The 23,237-nt window shown below is 36.5% G+C and carries 5 protein-coding genes; all 5 read right to left on the minus strand.

Annotated elements, in window-relative coordinates:
• Positions 1-9: 9 nt before the first annotated feature.
• The 5 genes from J7J00_RS03865 to J7J00_RS03885 all read right to left on the minus strand — a co-directional run bounded on the left by J7J00_RS03865 (position 10) and on the right by J7J00_RS03885 (position 23,233).
• Positions 10-2,910: an amino acid adenylation domain-containing protein gene (locus J7J00_RS03865; protein WP_214787600.1), complete on the minus strand. Its 2,901-nt coding sequence runs from the start codon at positions 2,908-2,910 to the stop codon at positions 10-12.
• A complete protein-coding gene (locus tag J7J00_RS03870; RefSeq protein ID WP_214787602.1) occupies positions 2,907-10,592 on the minus strand; it encodes a non-ribosomal peptide synthetase in 7,686 nt (2,561 codons plus the stop codon). The genes J7J00_RS03865 and J7J00_RS03870 overlap by 4 nt, the downstream gene beginning before the upstream one ends.
• A gap of 79 nt (positions 10,593-10,671) precedes the next feature.
• Positions 10,672-15,390, minus strand: a complete 4,719-nt coding sequence (locus J7J00_RS03875) for a non-ribosomal peptide synthetase (RefSeq protein WP_214787604.1) — start codon at positions 15,388-15,390, stop codon at positions 10,672-10,674.
• Between the two features lie 26 nt (positions 15,391-15,416).
• A complete protein-coding gene (locus J7J00_RS03880) occupies positions 15,417-15,683 on the minus strand; it encodes a phosphopantetheine-binding protein (protein ID WP_098370559.1) in 267 nt (88 codons plus the stop codon).
• An 11-nt stretch (positions 15,684-15,694) separates the two neighbouring features.
• Entirely contained in the window at positions 15,695-23,233 is a 7,539-nt protein-coding gene (locus J7J00_RS03885) for a non-ribosomal peptide synthetase (protein ID WP_214787606.1), read from the minus strand.
• Between the last annotated feature and the right edge of the window lie 4 nt (positions 23,234-23,237).

Here is a 23,237-nt window from a genome sequence, read left to right on the forward strand (position 1 = left end):
CATGATCGATTATTTCAGCATGAACTTCATAAAGCTTTCAACATACCCTGAATCGATTTCCGGCATTTTCATTTCTAACAATCCCATTTCCTTCTTGGTTTTGGATTGCAGGATTTCCGACTCTTTTAATTTTGTTGATTCATCAATTAACTGGGACAGAGCACTTAATGAATGAATCTCGTTAGATTGTGTCTTTTCTTTTAATGATTGTAACCATTCTTCCAAATCCATGTTGGAGTAAGGGATTTCATTTTTTTCAAAGAAGGAGGTCACGAATTCACTTGAAACCCTCTGATCATTGAACATATGATAGATCCCGAGCTTCTGATTCGCATTCAATCTTGATATTTTGTAAATGAACTCACTTACAAAATCGACTGGCATCAACTCAAAATGAATTTCCTCTTTAAATGGCAATATCCTTTGTTCAATAAATGATTCAAAAACCTTGTACAACATATCCTTCTCGTTCCAAACCCCGTTTGAATTAGATGAAATCCTGCCTAATCGGAAAATATCGATTGTCAGTCCATGTTCCCTTGCTTGAAGAAGCAATTTCTCGGCAACCCATTTGGACTGGCTGTACCCGATCATTAAATCGGGGGAGTAAACCAATTCGTCTTCCTCGTCCCATTTCCTTTCGCCGGTCAAGACAGAAAGCGTTGAGGCATAATAAATGTTTTTCCTAGTGTATGATGAAGCAAACTTAATGATCTCCACTACACCATTCACATTTGAAATCTTTGATTTGCTATATGGCTCGAAGAAATTCGTTTCGGCACCGACATGATACACATGAGAAACATCATTGCTTAATTTCTCATATGTCATATCATCCAAACCAAATTGATGCTTACTAAGATCTCCTTCAATTACAACGATTCTACTTACGAAATCATCCTGCCAAAGACCATATTTCATTAAAGTATCTTTCAATCTATTTCTTGAAGGAAATCTAACCAAACAATAGATTTTGACATCTTCCAATTCCAGTAACAATTTATTTAATAGATGTGCCCCTAAAAACCCTGTTCCACCTGTAATCATCATATTTTTTTCAATCTCAACTGGTTTAGTGGATATTTCCTTTATTTTCTCCATCAACACTGGAGCGAGCATGGAATCCTTCTCCATCACTTCTTCCATGCTGCCAGCTGAATCGACTTCAAGTGCCTCAACAAATTTATTGACTGTGTTATTTTCCAATAATACTTGTAAAGTGGCCTCAGGAAGTATGGTTTCCTTCATTACATAGACCAGTTTTGTAGCTAAGATGGAATGGCCTCCATTTTCAAAGAAGTTGTCGTTCAATCCTAGACTTGGATTTCCTAATACATTTCTCCAAATCTCCAATACTTCTTTTTTCTTTCCAGTTTCTTGATTGGCTAAGGAAGTTTTATTTTGCATGATATCCATTTCCAATAATTTGTCTTTATCCACTTTACCGTTGGCATTAAGCGGGAAATCATCCACTCTGACAAAAAAATGGGGAATCATATAATTTGGCAATTCATTGCTAAGATAATCTTTAATATCCTTTTCAGCGTTTTCCGCTTTTTCTTTATGTTTGTAATAAGCGATAACATAATTCTCACCATTGATGTTTTTAACAGCAACTACTGAACTTTCCAGCTTCATGTATTTATCAAGCTTTTCCTGAATTTCATTCAGTTCAATTCTAAAGCCGCGAATTTTCACTTGACTGTCTTTTCGGCCTTTGTACAAGATTTCACCATTGTGTAACCGGACGCCATGATCACCTGTTTTGTACCACTTTGCCTGATTCAAATCATCCATGAGCAAAGCTTGTTCCGTTAATTGCGGCTGATTTAGATAGCCCCTCATGACCCCTAGACCGCCAATGTAGATCTCGCCTATTTCCCCATCCTCTACCTCTACTTGTTCTTCAGATAGAATCTTGATTTCTACATTGCTCAACGGCTTTCCAATGGGAATAACATCTGCATCTTTGTCTTCGACCTCATGGCAAATGGCAAAAGTCGTGCATTCAGTTGGTCCATACCCATTAATCAAGGAAAAATGACCGATTGTTTGCTTCAATCTTCTCACATGGGAAACTGAGATTTTATCTCCGCCAACCACAATTTTCTTTAATCCTTCAAAAATTAATGGATCCTCATCAACCATTGCATTGAAAAGACCTGTCGTAAAAAAAGCTACATCCACCTTTCCAATGGATATCGCTTCTTTCCAATCATCAAAAGAAGTGAATTCATTCGACATCAAGAATAAAGTTGCGCCATTCAATAAAGCTCCCCATATCTCAAAAGTTGCAGCGTCAAAGCATGGGTTGGAAAATTGAGCCACTCTATTATTTTCGTTTATTTCAAGTATTTCAGAGTTCAATACTAAATTGACTACACTCTTATGCTCTATCATCACACCTTTTGGCTTTCCAGTCGTTCCTGATGTATAGATAACATATGCGAGACCATTCTCCGAAGAACGGTTAACGGGCATGTGCCCTTCCTTGCTTAATTCATTAATCTCAAATGGAATTGGTTCAATATCCAATTCACGGAGCTTCCCTTCTTGGCCATTAAACGATAAGAAGAACTTCATATCCGTATCTGCAAGCATATATTCCAATCTTTTTAATGGGTACTTTTCGTCTATTGGAACATAACAACAGCCTGACTTTATTATCGCAAGCATCCCGATGATCAGTTCAATGGACCTTTTGCTTGGAATCCCGATCATTGTTTCTTTTTGAATCCCCAAATCAATGATCCTTTTGGCAAGATTATCTGAAAGAATATCTAATTCTTTATAAGTAATTTGCCTGTCATTTTCACAAAGAGCCGCTTTCGACTGATTATCTTCCACGATTTTTATAAAAGCTTCAGTTATTGACATCAATTTATTCGTCGTTATCGATTTACTTATCATCGGGCCCCAACTTTCAAGTGATTTATTAATTTACCAATAGATAGTAGTTTTTCATCTTCTGTTAGTTTTAAGAATATTTCCTGCATGGAATCCATAAAACGTAAAATTTCATTTTCATCGAATTTACTTTCTTTATAAATGATTTTATAATGCAGCTTGGATTGCACTATAGCCGCAGAGAACGTAAGATCAAAATTGGTCGATTCACTTCCAACTGAATTTTCGATCATGATTTGCGAATCCTCTGCCAGTTCTGTGCTCGGATAATTTTCGAATACAAATATATGTTGGAATAATTCCTTATCCCAGGGAATTTCAGCGTATCTCTTTATATCCGTAAGTGAACTGAACTCATACTCTCTCATTTGTAATTGCTTGTTTTGAATAGCAGTTAGATAGGATTGTAAATCATCATCCCAATCGATTTTTAAAGAGAATGGCAGAGTATTGATCAATAAGCCTACAGCTGATTCAATATGCGGAATGCTGAGGTTCCTTCCTGAGCTTGTCACCCCATAGCATACTGAGTCGCTTTCACTGAGGTAGGATAGAACGATGTTCCAAACTCCTTGAACAACGGTATTAATGGTCTTTCGATGACGCTTGGATAATTCTATTAATCTTTCGGTAAGCTCTTCAGGTAAGCTATATTCAATAACTTTATCCGATGTAAAAACTACCTTATCCGTTTTATTACTCACTAGTGCTTTTACTTGTTCGAAATCCCTCAATTCTTTATTCCAAAAAGCTGATTCTTCCTGTTTATTAATATTCCTGACATGATTCATGACTTGTTTATAAGCATTCTTATGTTCATCACTGTCTTTCGTCGTATTGGATGGGTTTCGGTAATTATCCAAAAAATGATTAATGACAATTTGCAGGCTCCAGCCATCTATTAAAGCATGATGATGTGTCCATATGAATTTATAGCGATGATCCGATAGCTGAATCAAAGTGATGTTCATGAGCGGACCATTCTCTAAATCCGTTTGTCTGTTTTTGCTATGCTCTAAAAGGTTTTCTAGCTTGGATTCTGACTCGTCTTCACTAAACATCGTTAGATCCACATGATTAAACACATAATAAATGTCATTAAGTATGATTTGATAACGGTCCCCCAATTGATTGCGCCTGAAAACGGATCTTAGAACGTCGTATTTTCTACAGGTTTCATTCCAGGCTTCTTCTAATTTAACCAAGTCCAGATCACCTACTAAATCAATGGATAGCTGTGAAATATATTCAGGACTTTGGGTTACTTCGCTATGGAATAACATTCCTTCTTGAAGTGATGTCACTGGGTAGATCTCTTCAATGTTATTAAACTTATTAATGAAATGGGTGATCGTGCCTCCATCGACTATTTTCTCTGCTTCAAAATCCGTTTCAACAATGGAGTCATTCAAATCTGCACTTCCACTTAAAATTTTGTTTACGTGTACTTCAACTTCTTTACATATCATTCGGAAGTTCTCATTATTGCTATCGCCAATAATATTCAGCAGGAGTCTATTGTTTACGATGCTAGCGACAAAATTGAGTTTATATGGAAATTTATAGTTCAAATCGATATTGCTGCTATGGGTTTGTGCCATATCACCAGTGTTATTAAACTGACCTAGATAGTTGTAACTCACAAGGCTATCTGGATAGTTATGATTCCGATTGGAAATATACTTTAGGATTCCAAAGTCAAACCCTTTGTTTGGCACATTTCTCAATATGTTTTTTGTGTTTTTCAAAGTTGAGCCCAAAGTCGCCATTCCTTTAATCCTTACTGGATAAATCGAGGTGAACCACCCTACCGTCCTTGATAAATCAATATCATCTTCAATATCCTCTCTGCCATGTCCTTCTAAATCGAGCCAAAATTCATCGATTCCCATTCGATTGGAAAGTGCATGTGCGATTACGGATAATAAAACTTCATCAATCGTCGTTTTATGTTTTCTTAAAGTGTTTTTAATGAGGTTTTGTGTTTGGGCCTCATCCACTTCTATTTTATACATGTTTTCAAAATCACACGTTTCTCCTAAGTCTTCCGTCAGCGGAGAAACTGGAACATTCATTTCCTTTTCCCAATATTGAACGGCCTCTTCCGGTAGGTCAGTGTTCTTGTATTCGTTTAGTTTCTCGGACCATTGTTTATAAGAAGTCGTTTTTAAAGGCAGTGATGGTTCTTGTTCATCCTTTATCTGTTGATAGCATCTTTCGAAATGTTCAAGAAGTATCCTCCACGAAACACCATCAACCACTAGGTGATGAATCACCCAAAAAACCCTTACCTCCCTTTGATCCCTGAATAGAAGGAACTTCATCAAGGGGCCATTGTGTATATTTAAACTTTGTTGAGCGTTTTCTTCTAGCTCATTAATTTCCTTCAAGCTTTTTTCATCTTTAAAACTTGAAACATGATACTCATAAAAACTGCAAGCTGTATCAGCATTTGAAATATTGCCAATATATGAATCACCATGTTTTTCAAATAATGTTCTTAAAACATCGTGCTGATCAATTAATTTCATGATGATTTTTTTATATTGTTCAGTGGTCAACGTATTATCCTTCATCAAAACGACTGACTGATTCCAATGATGGATATTCTCATGGATTTCATTAAAAAACCATGATTGAATAGGCGTCAACGGGACATAACCTGATACCGTTTCTTGAACCACTTGTTTTTGCTCCAGCTCATTTACAATATTCCCTAGCTCACGGACCGTTTGGCATTCAAATAAATCTTTAGGAGTTATAAATAAATCTTTTTCTTTTGCGGCAGAGCATATTTGAATACTGATGATTGAATCACCGCCACATTCAAAAAAGTTATCTTCCGGTCCTATAGTCGGATCGTTTAAAACATTTCTCCAGATTGTCAGCAGCTCTGTTTCAGTTTTGGACAACTCTTGCACATCCAGCACTTTTTCCTTCCTCTCATCCAACTGTTCCGTCCATTTCGGCAGGGATTTCCGATCAACTTTTCCATTCGGCGTCAAAGGAAATTTATCCAGTTGCATAAAATGAGCAGGAATCATGAAAGCAGGCAGTGTATCTTTCAAACGTCTTCTGATTGAATCTATCGAAACCTTATCATTCACCGTATAATAAGCAATTAGCCTTTTATTCTCAAATCCATCTTCCATTACCGTTACATAACTATCCTTGATTTCTGCTATTTTTCGTAATGAAACATTAACCTCCGATAGTTCAACCCGGTATCCCCTTATTTTCACTTGATCGTCCGCCCTGCCTATATAAACTAATTCCCCAGCTTTGTTATGCTTAACTAAATCCCCAGTTCTGTATACTTTTTCGGCAGGGTTGAATGGATTGGATATGAATCTTTCATTTGTCAGGCTCTCATTATTCAAATATCCCCTTGCTAACCCAATTCCGCCAACGTAAAGTTCACCAACTGACCCTGCCGGCACTAGTTTCCCGTTTTCATCCAACACAAGTACAACCGTGTTGGTCAGAGGCTTCCCGATCGAAACAACGAATTCATCTGTAACATCCTCATTCGGGGGAAACATTTTAAAACTTGTACATACCGAATATTCCGTAGGCCCGTAGCCATTGAAAAACGATATATGTTTAAACTTTGAAACGAGCTCAACTGGACATTCAGAACCTGCAGATCCCAACACTTTAATCGTGTTCAATTCATTGATTGGAAGTTCCTTCAACACAGCAGGCGGTAAAATGATATGAGAAATTTCTTCACGCTTAATTTGTTCAACAAGTTTACTCATGTCAAATTGATTCTCTTTATCTACACTTATATGCAGCTCGGCACCGAATAATAGTGTGCTGAAAATCTCTATGACGGATGAATCAAAATTAAACGTAGCGAATTGCAGCACTTTAGCTGATGTATCCAAACACATCATTTCATTTTGGTTATAAACTAAGTTAATGATTCCTCTATGTTCTAACATGACTCCTTTTGGCCTGCCAGTCGTTCCCGAGGTATAAATGACATATGCTAAGTCTCTCTGATCCGCAATGTGAAGATTCGTTTCCAATAACAAATCCGATTCTTTTTCAATATCTTCAAAATATATTATTTTGGATGAGTCAATCAAACCATTCTTTCCGAGTTCTTTGTGACTCAAGCAGTAGGAAATGGAAGAATCTTCAACCATGTAACTTAACCGTTCATCAGGATAATGAGGATCCAATGGAACATACGCAGCACCAGCTTTAATTACTGCCAACATCCCTGTCACCATATCAATTGATCGATTCATATAAATTCCGATTCTTTCTTCTTTAGAAATCCCTTTGCTTAGTAAATAGCGTGAGAGTCGATTGCTCTTATCATTCAATTCGCGATATGTAATGGTTCTCGGACCATCAACAATGGCTATCTTATCAGGAAACCGCTCAACAATTTTATGGAAGGCTTCTGGGATTGTGTCATTGATCCCCTCAAAACGAATGGTTTCTCCCTGCCATTCTTCCAATAATACTTTTTCCTGCCTCTTACTCACGACGGATATCTTGTCAATCGATCGCTCAGGCTGATAAGTGATTTTCCTAATCCACTCTAAGAAATTTTCAGCTAATAATTGAATGGTTTGTTCATTGAAGATCCCTGAATTATACTCAAAAGCGAATAAAAGCTTATCCTCATATTCTTCTGCAGCTAAACTCAAATCGAATTTTGCTGCCTTTGATTTTATTACTTCAGGCGTTATCTTTATGTATTCACTTTCAAATGAAGCTTTTGCATTATTTTGTAAAATGAAGACGGTTTGAAATAATGAAGTGCTTGCTAAATTTCTTTCAGGATTAATGACTTCAACAATTTTCTCCAATGTCATTTGCTGATGTTCATAGATGTCGATGATATGGTTTGTATTTCTTTCAAGAATCTCTTCGAATGTTTCCTCAAGTCCCAGCTTTAATCTAAAGGGCAGTGTATTGACAAAATAACCTAACGATTTTTCTGTTCCTTCAATCATTCTATTCGCCAAAGGACTTCCGACGATGATATCGTTTTGACCTGTATATTTTGCTAGAAAAGACTGGTACATCGTTAGCAGTGTCATGAATAATGTCGAGTTTTTTTCAAGGGACATCCGTTTTAAACCTTGGAGCTCTTCACTTGCTAGTTCCACTATGAAACTGCTGCCATCGGTGCTATTTTCTTTTGTTCGTATCGTATCTAAAGGAAGCTCCAATTTAGGTAATTCCCCAGATAAGTTTGTTTTCCAAAATAGCGATTCTTCTTTAATGTTATGTTCTAGCCAGCTTTTCTGCTCAATGGCAAAATCCTTATATTGTTTAAAGTCGTTTCCAAGGATAAGTTCCTTTTCATTCACTTCACTGTCATAAAAAGATAACCATTCGTCTAAAAATATACTCACTGACCATCCGTCAAATATGAAATGGTGGAGATTCACGAATAAAACAGACTCTTTTTCGCTCAATTTAACCAGTTTCACTGTCATGAGAGGACCTTTTTCCATTTCAAAGATTTCCGATTGGACATCTTCTTCAATTTGCAGCATACGAATCGTTTGCTGTTCGGGCTTTAACGCAGAGAGGTTGATTTCATCTATTTTAATGTACAAATCTTCCTTGATCTCCTGGTAGCCTTTCCCGGCATTTTCACGGACGGTGGTCCTTAAAATCTCATGTCTATTAACGACATGATTTACTGACTTTTCCAATATTGAAGTATCCACTGCACCAGTAATTTTATATTTCTGAGGGATATTATAATTGGTTGTCTTACCATTGAGTTTTTCGTTGAACCACAAAGCCTCTTGGTTACTGGATAAAACATGATCTTTTTGTTGCGCTTCACTCTGATCTATGTCATGATCTGACATTTCGTTAATGATGAAGGCCGTCAACGAATCGATTGTTGAATTTCGAAAAATATTTTTCAAAGTTAGAACTTGATTGTATTCTTTGTTTAATTTCGTCATTAACTTCATGGCTAAAATCGAGTGTCCGCCCACTTCAAAAAAATCGGCATCTTTATCGATTTGACTTGTTGATAGGACTTCCAAAAATGTCTTTTCCACAAAAGATGAAACTACTTCCGTTTCATCTTTCGGAGGCGTATTCACTTCCGGAAAGATCTTATGACTTAGCATTTTCAATGTAGGATTTTCAAACAAATCGGCTAATTTCATATTCGCATCAAGTCTTTTATTTATTTTAGACACCAATTTCATGGCTGTTATCGAATGCCCGCCCAATTGAAAGAAATCAGAATCCTCATTAATCTCCCTGTTCAAGAAAAACTCTTGCCATATTTCTTTAAGTTCTTGATTAACGGATGTGGATGTGATCGCATGGTCACTTGTTGCTTGATGATTCTTACTCACATTATTTTTTAGTTTTGAAAAATCAACATCGACATATATTTCGTCAATTTGCTGTACTTTTGTAATTTGATGGGCAATCTGCATGAAGGCTGATTGGATATCATTTACTAGTGAACGCTCTATGAAGCAGCGATTAAAATACAATTTGCATTTAATCGTTTCTTTATTATCCTGGGCTTGTAATGATAATGGAAAGCTATGTGTCTCTTTTCCGCCTTCGATTTCCCAGTCAATGTCAAACTGTTCATTTTTCGCTTCCGGATAATTTTCATAAACAAATAAAGTTTCGAAAATCGGATCTTCCTTCTTTAATTTCGTATGCCTTTTGATATCCACTAAAGAAATTTGAGAGTAATCGAGCATATTGTTTAATGTTTCCTGGAACCGTTTCAGTAAATCAGTAATGCTATCTGTATCGTTCATTTCAGCTATCATCGGAATGGTATTGATGAGCAGCCCAACAATTTCTTCGGATTTGAATAAGTTATTCGACCTGCCAGAGCTTACAATTCCAAAGACTATTCTATTTTGATTGGACATTTCCTTTAGGACGATCGACCAAATTAACTGCAATAATACATTAATCGTTACATGGTTTTTAGCGGCAAATTCCCTTAAAAGCTCACTCTGTTTTTTATCCAGCTCCCAAAATAGATCATTTTCCTGCTGGTTTTCCTTCACATGCTTCTGAACGGGGAATGTGATTGTCGGCTCCTCAATATCCTTTGCTAGCTCTTCCCAAAAACGGTTTATATCTTCCGCATCGATTTTATTCATATACCGGATAAAATCTCCATATTGCTTCGGCTTATCAATAAGCCGTTTGGAGTCTTTTCCTACAATTCGGCTGTAAATAACAAAGAGTTCATCGATGACTATGCTGGTACTCCAGCCATCCAAAATTATATGGTGATGAGTCCAAATCAAGATATACTGATTTTCTTCAATTTTCACTAACTGGAGTTTCATCAAATTGGAGTTATTCACATCCATCTCCTGGGATTTGGATGTCACTCCCTGAATTTCATTTAATTGATCATGTTTACTCAACTCTGTCATATCGATTATTTCTGGTTGATAGTCCATTGCATTGAATACAACCTGAACATTGTTTTCGATATTTTTAGAGATGACCTTCATTCTTAATGCTTCATGACGTTCTACAACCTGACTCCACGCCTGGAATAATGCATGTACTTCAAGAGCGCCCGTTATCCTGATTCGCATTTGAGAAATGTAAAGGTTCTCTGCTGTATTGTTCATTTCCAGTTCATAAAGGATTCCTTCTTGAAGCGGAGTTAATGAGTAGATATTCTGAATAGATTTCTCCAATTTTGCGCCTCCCAATTCCATTATCTTCGTGTCATCCATACCTGCCGACTGCAATCATTCTATTAAACCCTTAATCACCTTATTTATTGGAATTCAATATATGAAACAAATCTTCCTCAGTAAGCATCGCATCTGGAAAATCACTTTCTATTAAAGAAGCTTGGTCAAATTCAGTTTCCCTGATTTCCATGACGACATTACCAATCGCTTCTATTATTAAGTTCATCTTTTCTTCAGCTAATTTTGAGGTTATTTTTATGAATAGTTTTCCGTCCTGGATCAATGCCAGGAAATGGAGTTTTGGTTTATTTTCAAACTCACCAAAGTCCCTGCTATTGGATGATTCAAATTGGGAGTCCAATCTTCCTAAATAATTAAAAGTAACGTGGATATCCGGCTCCTTAATGACCCCAGGGCGTAAATATTTGATAACGCCATAATCAAAACCTTTATTTGGAATTTTCCTTATAGCATTCTTCGTGTTTTTTAAAGTGCCATCAAACGTCTCTCCTGAATGCAGCAATATCGGATACATCGCAGTAAACCAGCCAACGGTCCGAGTAACATCCATTGTTTCATCCGCCATTTCCCTGCCATGCCCTTCTACTTCCATCCAGAAGTTCTTCACTTCAAAAGACTTTTTCAAACTCTTTGCAATTAATGACAACAATACTTCTTCCACAGTCGCTTTTGATTGCCTTGATAATTCCTGGATCAATATTTCAGTTTCTTCTTCACTGAATGATTTCACCATCGTTCTTTCTTCTTTAGCTATAAAGTCTTCCGCTATCTTAAAATCCGTTATTTCACTTTTTGTTTTTTGTTCCCAATAACGGAGTGTTCCAGGGTCCATCAACGATTCATTGTATTTTTTCAAGAAGTTTGACCAGTCTTTGAATGAAGAAGTTTTATAAGCAAGCTTCCCTTTTTGATTGTTTAAAGCTTGATCATGGAGAGTATTGAAATCCCCAAGTAAAATTCTCCAGGAAACGGCATCAATCAATAAATGATGGATTACCCAAAAGAAGCGATACTTGTTTGATTGTTCTTTTAAAACAAGCATTTTCATGATCGGTCCATTACTTATGTCCAATGAACGTTGAGCCTTACTTTCCCATTCATCTCTCATTCTTATTCGCGTTTCCTCGTCTAAATGATGTATATCCTTATAGACTAACTCCCATGTTTTGTGTTCTGAGTCTATATTCCCGATATATTTATTGTCATGTTTTTTAAATAGGGTTAACAATCCATCATGATGTTCCACGATATGAGATAGAATTTTTTCAATGTCCTCCATTTGAGCACAGGAATCTTTACTAAAAACAATGGACTGGTTCCAATGATTGATGGAAGTCGTGTGTTCTGCAAAGAACCATTCTTGGATGGGGGTCAGTTCCACATTCCCTCTAGTGGCTATAGGTTGAATCATGACCTTATTTTCGGTTTTCGCAATAGCTGCCAGCTCTGCTACCGTTTGATTTTCAAAAATAGATTTTGGACTGATGATTATATTTTCCTGCCTTGCTAGAGAACATATTTGAATGCTCTGAATGGAATCGCCGCCAAGTTCAAAAAAGTTATCTCGGATACTTATGTCATCCAATCCTAAGACAGTCTTAAAAATCTGAAGAAGCACTTTCTCATTGACCGTCTCAGGTTCTTCCAATGTATTGCTTCTAGTTACGGGTACCGGAAGAAGCGCTGAATCAATTTTCCCATTTGCATTTAAGGGAAATTTGTCCACTTGCATAAAGAATGCAGGAATCATGTAACTTGGTAATCTCTCTTTTAAAAATGCTTTTAAGTGGTCATGATCAACTTGTTGTTTGGATGTGAAATAAGCAATTATTTGTTTATTTAAGTTTGGCTGATCCTGAACCTTAATGAATGAGTCACTTACTTTCGGATACGCATTGAGATTGACCGAAATCTCATCAACTTCCACTCGGAAACCTCTTATTTTCACCTGATTATCTTTACGCCCCAGAAAAATCAACTCACCATCGCTCGTGAATTTTGCAAGGTCGCCGCTGCGATATAAACGCTTTCCAGCTTTAAAGGGATGTTCAATGAACTTTTCTTTTGTTAAAACATCATTATTCACATAGCCAACAGCTAACCCTTCACCACCAATATATATTTCCCCTGCGGCACCTATCGGGACAAGTCTTTGCTCAGGACTTAATAAATAGACTTCAGTATTCAGGATAGGTTTGCCTATCGATACTTTATTATTAGCAGTCTCATTATTTTCGAACGCTTTAAACATTTCAATCGTGGTCCATACTGAATATTCCGTTGGACCGTAGGCATTATAAAAGTTTATATTTCGATAGCGATCCAGCAAAGCTATTGGACATTCAGATCCGGCTGAACCAACGAATTTCACATCAGATTCCTCTATATTGAGCTCTTGCAAAACTGCAGGCGGCAATACTAAGTGGGTTAACTTTTCACTTTTGATTTGATATTCCAAAGCCAATAAATCAAACATTTCTTCCTTATTATTCCCGATATGCAGCTCTGCACCATTTAATAAGCTTCCAAAAATCTCATAGATAGAAGCGTCAAAATTAAAAGTGGCAAATTGTAATACCCTAGAGGTCTCAACAAGTTGTAAGTACTTGTTTTGACTTTTTATTAAATTCACTACTCCTCTATGGGATAACATGACACCTTTGGGTTTTCCTGTCGTTCCCGAAGTATAAATTATGTAAGCCAGATCGGAAGGGGCAATCGATTCGTTACAGCACTCGGTATCCACGTAATGGACGGATTCAAGATTAATCACTTTAGCTATTTTTTTTATGGCAGGAACCTCAACTTGATTGGTAATGCATATATCCATTTTCGAATCATTAATGATATATTCCAATCTTTCAGCTGGCAGCATAGGATCAAGCGGAACATATGCACATCCGGCTTTAATGATTCCTAACATGCCTATCACCATATCAATCGATCTGTTTACATGCAGGCCCACCTTATTGGTGCCATTTTCAATATTATTTCTAAGCAATTTCGCAATCACATTTGATCGTTGATCTAATTCCGAATAGGTAATGGATTTACCATTATCAGCAACGGCTAATTTGTTTGAATGCTTCTTAACGATTCTTTCGAATATGGAGGTGATCGTCTCATTTTGATGTGCATCCGAAACCTCACCTTGCCACCCAAATAACAATTGGTTCATTTGATTGTCATCTAAATGCTCCAAATGACGTATAGGTTTATTTGCATTTCTGCAAATTTGGAATAACCATTTTTCAAAACTCAACATGAGTCTTTCAATTGTTTCCCGTCTGAAAAGTTCATCGGAATACTCAAACTCTAGGATTAGGTTATGGGAACCCTTTACTTTTATGGTCAGGTCATAATTTGAATAAGGAATTTCGAATTTGTCTTGTTCAAGAGTGAAGAATGAATTGCTAAAGTTTCCATCAAAGCTTTCTTCCATTGCCAATGCTGTTTGGAACAATGGGGAATGGCTGAGATCCCTGTCCGGATTAATGATTTCAACGATTTTTTCAAATGGAAAGGCCTGATGTTCCAATACATCCAAAATCACTTTACGATTTCGGTTCAATATTTCATGAAATGATTCTGTGGCATCCACGGTCAGTTTCAATGGCAGTGTATTGACAAAGCATCCAACTGTCCGGGCAAATTCTACCTGGCCGCGGTTTGCCACGGTACTCCCGACAATGATTTGATTCTTCCCGGTATACTGACTTAAAAACACTTGATAGGCGGTCATCATAAAAGCATATAAAGTCGTGCCATTCTCCTTTAAAATCCTGCCTATCAATACACGAAGTTCATCCGTTATCGCCATTTCCAGTCTTCCACCTGAGTATGAAGGTGATTTTGGGCGTTGAAAGTCAAATGGAAGTTCCAATGCTTCTTCCTCTTGATCTAAATAACTTTCCCAAAACCTCCTTTGGCTCGGTGTACTTTCCTTGACCCACTCCTTATGCCAGACAGCATAATCTAAATATTGCATGTCCAGAGGAGGAATATCCCCAACCCTGCCCGTTTGAATTCTTTCATAAATCTCCATTAACTCTTCGAAAAAGGTGACAAATGATACTCCATCAAAAATGATATGGTGAAAATTGCATACTAAATAATGCTTTTCTTCGTCAATTCGAAATAGTTTCATATTAAATAAATGATCATTTTCCAGGTCGAAACATCTTTCCATTTCTTCAGTAAGATGAGAGGCGACCATTATATTACTGACTTCGGGATCTACTTCCCGACAGTCTTCATAGGCAATTATGTTTCTGCTTTTTTTTGATAAGAATTGAAGGATTTGATGTTCTTCACCCTTGAAATTGGTTCGCAAAGTTTCATGGCGTTCAATCATGAAATTTATTGCCTGTTGCAGGTCATCAATGTCCACTACGCCATTTAAAATGAATTTAAATGGCATATTAAAGAGCATTTTCCTTTCATTCAGGCTGTCAAACAGATACATTCGATCTTGATTATGAGAAAGCATCCCTTCACTTTTCCCACGTTTATAAGGCATATTTACCTCGACTTCCCTCATGCTGATAAGCATGTCCAGAAAACTTGCCAGCTTTTCTATATTCCATTGACTTATAATGATTTCCGGTGTTAATTGAATACCAAACTCCCGTTTTATCGAAGACAAAAACTCATCTTTTTTTTCATTTTTGCTTAGTGGTTCATTCATGTCCTCCATTACTGATATTTTAAAAGGTTCGATAACAATTGAAATCAAGTTTAATAGCCTATCTTCCGTTTCACTGATTATCCTTTTCATAGAAAAACACCTCAATTCTTCTCCATTCAACCTAACTTATTAATATCATCCAATTGTTTGATGAGTACGGATAGTTCCTGGATGGTTGATTGTTCGAACATCACTTTGATTGGTAATCTCACTCCCATGTTATTCTTCACCATTTGAATAAATTGCATGGCTAAAAGGGAGTTCCCGCCTAAGTCAAAGAAGTTGGAATCTGTACCTATAGTTTCTTGTTCTAAAATCTCTTTCCAAAATCCTATAAGCTTTTCCTCAATTAACCTTTCCTTCACAGCAATAGTTGTTTCCATATATATCCCCCTCACTTAACTTTCATTTTTTCTAACATTTCGCTTAAGATTCGATTAAATATAGAAATGACTGATGACCTTAACTTTGGATTGACCGCTGCCTCATTAAACTTAATTTGAACACTTGAACCAGGAGTGATGATAATGACGATTGGATAATGGGTCGTTTCCCGTCCTTCTTTCAAACTCACATTGATTTCATCATTATTAGCTAATAGCATGGGATAGTTTTCAAAAGCATATAATGATTCAAACAAATGATTCTCCAAATTAGCCCACTCATAAATCTCTGATAATGGTGTATTCTCATAGGAGCTTAGTTCCAAAAACTCCTTTTGAACTTCATCGAGCAGTTCAATGTAAGTCTTTTCTTGGCTGATATGCTTTATAAATGGCACAGTATTGATAAATGGACCAACTATGGCCTCAATGTTCCGGACTGGGATATTCCTGCCGGATGTCACTACGCCGCAGCATACATTTTCCGTACCTTTTACTTCTTTTAAAGTGGCTAGCCATATTGTTAGAAAGAAAGTATTGATGGTAATCTTGTATTCCTGACAGAATCGTTGAATGGTATCACTCAATTCCTCATCCAGTACTTTCAAGTAACCATTTTCAATGTATCCCTCGCCTTCCAACACTCCCGTTATACTAGATCCAGAATTTCGGGCACCTTCCAATTTCCCTGCCCAATATTCCCGCAGCTCCTTATTACTCGTATAATCTTTCATATATTCAACATACTCTTTAAATGAAGCACTACCGGATGATGATGGTGTTATTGAATGATAAGAATTAAAGATGTCATTAATAACCATCGAATAACTCCAGCCATCCATAATAATATGATGGAATGTCCATATTAATTGGTATTCATTGTCCGTAAGCTTAACGATCATGAAGCGATTCAACCTATTGTTCTCGATATCTATGAGCTTATATTGATCTGCTAACAACTTTTCCAGCTTTACTTGTTGATCCATTATTTCTTTATATTCAATCTCGGTATCCATGGAATTCATTAACAGTTGGTAGAATAACCCTTTTTTACTTGAATATAATTTCGTTTTTAAAATGTCATGTTTCCCTGCCGTTGTCACAATGGCATTCTTTAATTTTTCGACGTCCAGAAAACCTTTAATATCAAATATGAGCTGCACTTTATACTGGCTGCTCTCACTATCAAACAAGCTATGGTACAACATCCCTTTTTGCAAAGCAGTCAATTCATAAATATCAACAATTCCTGTTTCTTTGCGCAGTAGTTGGTTAAGTTCCTCTTCAGGCATATCCAACAATGGAAAGTCTTCCGGTCGGTACATCTGTTTTACCGATTTTGTTTCTTCTTCCAATGTCCGCAACAAATCCGGCAAATTGTGTTGAATATATTTCTCAAAATCTTCTCTTACGAAATGTCTGTTATAGTTTATTTTTATAGTTTGCTCTTCGTTCACTACAAGCAATTCAATATCGACTTCATGCTCGGTATAGGAATTATGTTGAATATCTTGTTCACTAAAAAAGATCACCTCTTTTGCAGCCAAATCATTGCTTTGGTGAAATCTACCTAAATTATTAAAACTGATAATCGGCCTATTTCGTTTCATATGTGTCTCGCCACATAATTCGGTCAGGATTCCATACTCAATCCCTTTATTAGGCAGTATCCTTAACTTTTTCTTTGTACCTTGAATCGTGTTCGAAATGGTTTCTTTATTTTCTATATAAACCGGGCACATGGTCGTAAACCATCCTACTGTCCTGGATAAATCGATACCTGCAAATAATTCTTCGCGACCGTGTCCCTCCAAAGTGAAATGAATATCCCTTTTATTAAAGTAATTCCCGATTAGCGTTGCGAAAATTGATAAATATATTTCATCGATAGATGCTTTATACGCTTTTGTCATTTCCTTATAGATTTTGTTTGTAATCTCTTTATTCAGCTTCACTTCAAATGATTTTCCATCGTAAACATTCCCTGTTTTGACTAGGGTGTTATCGTTTACTGCCTCATGTTCATTCAGCCAGTACTCTTTAATGCCTAATGGAATGCTATTTTTGTATTGGTTTAGATTATTCGCCCATTCCTTATATGATGTCGTTTTAGTATCCAGTTTTAGTTCTTGATCGTTGATATCCTGAATATATAGCCGATCAAAATCTTCGATCAAGATTCTCCAGGAAACCCCATCAACAAGTAAATGATGAATGATCCAAATGATTACATGCTCATTTTGGCCAGTATTGATGCATTCAATTTTCATCAGTGGACCGTTTGAAATGTTTATGCCCTGCTGTGCACCGTTCCCGAGTCTAGCTATTTCCCGTTCCTGTTTGTCCTTATTCATGTTCGATAGATTTACGTAATTCATAGTCCAATTTTCAGTCGGGTCGATATGCTCTTCCACTTTCGAAAATGCTTCATCTTTATTGAACCTTGATCTCAGCCCATCATGATGTCTAACGATATGAGCCATGATCTTTTGCAGCCGCTTCTCATTCAATTGCGGGTATCCCTTTAACGTTACAGATTGATTCCAATGATTATAATTATTTATTTGTTGAGTGAAAAACCAACTTTGAATAGGTGTAAATGGTGCCTTTCCAAAAACATCAGACTGATTTATCGTTAAATCGCCCGTCAATTCCACAACCTTTGCCAGCTCTTCGATACTTTGTTTTTCAAAGATGTTTTTTGAAGTAATGAAAAGATTTTCTTTCTTGGCAAGTGAACAAATTTGAATGCTTAGGATGGAGTCTCCTCCACATTCGAAAAAGTTATCAAAGATGGTTATTTCCTGATTATTCAGCACCTCTTTCCATATCTTTAACAATTTTTGTTCCGTTCCATTAATGGCACTTTTATTTTTGCTTCCTTCCGTGTTCGTTTTTGTATCCGGCAGGCTCTTCATGTCTACTTTGCCGTTAACGGTTAACGGAAATGACTCCATTTTAATGAAATAAGAAGGAATCATATATTGGGGAAGATGATTCTTCATATAATCCCGGATATAATTTTCTTCCAGGTCATTGTCAGAGATATAATAAGCAATGATGAATTTCTTTGCCTTAGATTCATCTTTTATCGCTATAAAGCAATCCTTTATACCTGTGCATTTATTTAGAACGGCACTGATCTCGCCAAGTTCGATACGATATCCCCTGATTTTCACTTGGTCATCCGCTCTGCCTGCAAATAGTAAATTTCCATCCTCGGTATACTTAACTAAATCTCCAGTTTTATATAGCTTCCTTGAAGGATTGAACGGATTTGGAATGAAACTTTCATCGTTTTTCTCCGGATTATTTATATATCCTCTTGCAATGCCCCTCCCGCCGATATACAGCTCGCCTATTTGACCCTTAGGAGTGGGCTTCATCCTGGAATTGAACACATACGCTTCTGCATTTAAGATTGGCTTTCCGATCGGGATCACTGTATCATCACTTGGAAGTACCTTATATGCTGTCGAAACGACAGTGCCCTCAGTTGGCCCGTAATTATTATATAAATCAAAATTCAAATGATCGGGTATCGTTTTTAAACGATCTCCCCCTGTCAAAATGGCTCTGATTGATTCTGGAAATTTCATATCGTTGATAAATAATTGCTCGAGCAGTCCCGTTGAAAAAAACGCGAGTGTGACGTTCTCCTTTTCTAACTTCTCCGAAAGGATCTCTACATCCAATAAATCATAGTAATCCAATATCAGGAGTTTATTCCCATTTGTCAGGTAAGGGAATATCTCCCAAACGGAAGCGTCAAAAGATGTATTCGAAACTAGTACTGCTGCATCTTTTCCATCGACAGAATAATAATTGATATGCCAATTACAGAGGTTAGCCAACCCTCCATGTTCAATCATGACCCCTTTAGGTTTTCCCGTTGTTCCTGAAGTGTAGATGATATAGGCCAGATCACTTTCCGATATCTTTCTTGAAACGAATTCTTCGCATTCAATTTCTCGTTCTTTTAGCATGTCTTCGATACATATTAGTTTTCCTTCATCACCGGGATACTTTGAAAGTCCTTCTTCATTACTTAAACAATATTTGATTTGAGAATCCTCAATCATATGTTTCAGCCGTGACTCTGGTTGTGATGGGTCCAAAGGCACATATGCCGCCCCAACTTTCATAATGGCTAAAATGGCCGTAACCATATTGATCGATCGATCCATAAAAACCCCAATTCTATCCTCTACATTTACATGGTTTCGGAATAATCGGTGCGCCACCTGATTTACCCGGGCATTTAACTCGCTATACGTCACTTGGTCATCACCATGAACAATGGCAACATCACTGAAATTTGTACTTACTATATTCTCAAACTTAGTTATTACATCTTCAAAACGCTGATTTTCCACTTCTTGATTTACATTGCCTGTACCCATTTCGATTATTGATCGTAACTGTGCAGGCTCTAAGTAGGTGATGTCCTTTATCTTCTTGCTTTCCTCGGTTGTAATCTCTTGCAGCCAATACTGAAAATTACTAGCCATTCTTTGAATCGTTGCTTTATTAAATAATGATTTGTTGAATTCAAACGAAATGAATAATTCATCGCCATCCATTTCTTCTGCCTGAACAACCAAATCAAATTTAGCTTTAAAGGTATTGACTTTTTTCGGCTTTAACGTGAAATTTCTATATGCCAGCTTTTCTTTTTGGTTATTTTGCAGGACAAATACTGTATCGAACAATGGCGTATTTCCCATGGTTCTTTCTGCCGATAAATATTTCAAAATTTCCTTAGTAGGTAAATTTTGATGGTCAAAAACACCTGCAATTTTTTTTATATTTTTCCGCAAAATTTCTTCAAATGAATCTTTCTGGGATACATTTAAATTAAAGGGCAATGTGTTGACGAAATATCCTATCAATTGTTCAGTATCCACATGGTTTCTCTTCGCCAAAGGACTTCCGACGACAACTTCCTCTTCATCAAAGTACACCGATAAAAAGGTTTGATAGGCGGTAAGTAAACTCATGAACAAAGTCGATTTCGTTTTTTTATGAAGACTTTCCAGGTTGTTTTGAATTTCTTTAGGTAACAAAAAGCTGATAATATCGGAAGTGCTTTTACCTTCTCCGTTTTTTTGATGATCATATTGTAAAAAGGACTTTTGCCATAATGCAGTTATTTCATTACTCCAGAACTCATTATCCTTACCACTTACATAATTTGGCGAGTTTTTTTGCCATAAAGCATAATCTCCATATTGGATTGATTGGTTATCTCTATCATTTCGTTCGCCATTCTCGATTTCCTCATAAATGGAAAACCAATCATTGATCATTAATGGAATCGACCAACCATCAAAAATAATATGGTGGATGTTACATAATAATTGATGTTCACATTCATTTGTCTTCACTAGCGACATCGATAAGAGGGGACCATTTCCTAAATCAAATTGCCGTTCCGTTTCTTCCTTCACCAAGTGATTTATTTTTTCTTCCTGCATGACTAATGGAATATGCGAAACATCGAAATAGTTAATATCATGATGAATCGACTTATCGAAAGCCAAGATGCCCATTCCAGCTTCTTCTCTAATGACACTTTTTAAAATTTGATGTTTATTGCTTAGTTTATCTAAAGATAGTTCCAGATTTCCTTCATTCACTTCACCTGATATTTCATACGAAAAAACTATGTTATATAACGATTTGTCTACATTGGTTTGGTGAATGAACCACAAATTTTCTTGTTCATATGTTAAAGGGTATGTATTTCTGGCATTAATATTGATCGGTGTATAATCTTGCATTACCTCTTCTTTTTGACTAGTTTCTATGACTCGGGATAATTTTATGATCGTATCGTTCTCCAATAAAACTGAAGGAGCAATTTCAATTTGAAATTGATTTTTAATCTTGACAATTAATCTCATTATCGATAATGAGTTCATTCCACATTCAAGTAGGGACTGATTATTTTTTATAACCCCATTGCCTATGATGCTAACAACCAATTCTCTTACTTTTTCACTAATTGTTTCATCCACTGGACTCTTGATATTCGATGGAGCTTCACAGTCTTCTATGACGAATTTGGGTAATAAGGATTTATCCAGTTTGCCATTTACCGTTAGGGGGATGTTGTCCACCTTGATATAAAAGCTTGGTATCATATAGGCTGGCAATGAGCTTTTTACACTTTCCCTCAAATAATCAGCAGCTAATTCTTCATCAGCAACATAGTATAAAAATAAATGCATATCATCATTAAACGCTTTATCCATCGTAACGACTGCATTCTTGATGTTTTTCAAATCATTATACGAGCTCTCTATTTCCCCTAATTCAATCCTGAAACCTCTTAACTGCACTTGATCATCATTCCTGGCGATATATTGCAGATCACCATCATCCAAAACTTTCACTACATCCCCTGACTTATAGTAGCGAACATTATCAATATCCGTAAATTTCATCTTATTCATCATGGTATTTTTATAGTAGCCTAGCGAAACACCTTTTCCTGAAACGTATAACTCGCCCTCTTCATCTCCAGTTACTTCTTCTCCATTTTGATTCATCACCTTGAACCCAAGATGTGGCAAGACTTTTCCGATATTCGTAATTCCTTTTTCCACATCACTCTTAGCTATTTCTTTGTATGTTACATGCACTGTGGTTTCAGTTATTCCGTACATATTTATTAGCTTTGGCAGCCTGCCATTTTCGGGAGAAAACCACTGCGTCAATTTCTTGAAGTTTAATGCTTCCCCTCCAAAAATGATGTATTTTAAACTTAATTCATTTTGTCGGTTTATGAGTTCACCAATCACCTCGAAGAAAGCGCTTGGTGTACAATTGAAAACGGTTGTTTGTGTATTTATCAATAAATTAACAAAGGATATTGGATTTCTGCTTTCCTCAAATGAAACCACTACAACTTCTCCGCCATATATCCAAGCCCCCCACATCTCCCAGACGGAGAAATCAAATGCGTATGAATGGAAAAATGTCCATATATCTTTATTATTAAACTCGAACAAACCCTCGCAGCCTAAAAACAAGTTCATGACATTTTCATGTGAAACGCAAACTCCTTTAGGCTTTCCTGTAGAGCCCGATGTGAAAATGATATAGGCTGGATCCTCTGTATCAATTAAGGTATGGAAATTCTCACCTGGCCTATCATTTGAATTCTCTATCAATTCATCGAGGGTTACATAATGGCAATCAATGCCGCTAATCCGGCCTTTATCCCCAATCAATAACTTCAATTCTGAGTTCTTTATTATATGCTTTACTCTTTCATCAGGACTTTTAGGGTCGATAGGTACATAGGTAGCCCCCAATTTAAGGAGTGCTATGATTAAAAATAAAACATGCTCCGACTTTTCAATATAGATTCCGACATTATCTCCTTTATTTATCCCTTTGTCCTTTATGTACAGCGCCATTTTATTTGCCAAGATATTCGTTTCTTTATATGTAAATTGCATATCCTTATTTCTTACTGCAATATTGTCTCCATATTCCCTAACACTTTTTTCAAATAGATTCGCTAAAGAATTCATCTTCATCATT

The organism is Bacillus sp. ISL-4, assembly GCF_018613275.1.
GTDB lineage: Bacteria > Bacillota > Bacilli > Bacillales > DSM-1321 > Peribacillus > Peribacillus simplex_E.